2 protein-coding genes are annotated in these 760 nt (G+C 33.8%); both read right to left on the bottom strand.

Translation table 11 applies throughout. The annotated features are described in order from the left end of the window. Window positions 1–44 precede the first annotated feature (44 nt). Entirely contained in the window at window positions 45–428 is a 384-nt protein-coding gene (locus tag FC81_RS09410) for an HNH endonuclease (protein ID WP_057746209.1), read from the bottom strand. Further along, the coding region (locus tag FC81_RS09405; protein WP_235804677.1) for a phage head closure protein at window positions 425–760 on the bottom strand (336 nt) is incomplete at its 5' end. The genes FC81_RS09405 and FC81_RS09410, both read right to left, overlap by 4 nt.

Raw genomic sequence — 760 nt, 5'->3', positions numbered from 1 at the left:
AGTCATTGACACATAGCCCCCTTATTGTTGATATACCAACGTTTCTAAGGCTTTTGACTTCGCTTTTTTCGTTCATTTCGTGTTTTTGCATTGTGATGAACGTTACATAATGCTTGTAAATTGCTTTCATCTAATCGTCTTGACCAATTATCCTTAACTTCCTGTACGTGATCGACAACATCAGCTTTTCTTATTACTCCATCTTCATAACATTTCACACAAATTGGATTATTTTCCAAAAATCGCCTGCTTAATCTTCGCCATGCTGCAGAATGATAGAATTGTTGCCTCTTAGACTCGGCACTATCATATGTTCTTGTATAATATACTTGCTTGTTATAATTTTGCTTATGCTTACTACAATACCTTTCATTGAATGGTACTAATTCTCTACAACCTGCATGATTACATTGTTTAACTGGCTTCATTTAAAGCCACTAACTTTATGCAACGTTATCACATCAAAACCATTGATATCACTATCGCTATCAATAGTAACAATCTGATACTCCTTATCGTTTATTCTAGCTATATATTGTTCATCAAGAACATCATTATGCCTTATCACAATAACTTTGCTTGTTGTTCTTTGTATTCCTAGTAAGTTTATTGATTGATTCGTTGACAATGTATAATCACCACACCATAACTTGAACAGTGATACAAACTCTTGCTTATAGTCGCCTGTATTATCGTCCTCAACTGACTTAATCGATCCAAACTCAACTCTTTGTTTTAATCTCGATATATCATAGTTCAG

This window comes from Liquorilactobacillus capillatus DSM 19910 (genome assembly GCF_001434915.1).
Taxonomy (GTDB): Bacteria; Bacillota; Bacilli; order Lactobacillales; family Lactobacillaceae; genus Liquorilactobacillus; species Liquorilactobacillus capillatus.
Note: the sequence above shows the minus strand (reverse complement) of the source record. Positions and strands in the feature narration are given on the sequence as shown.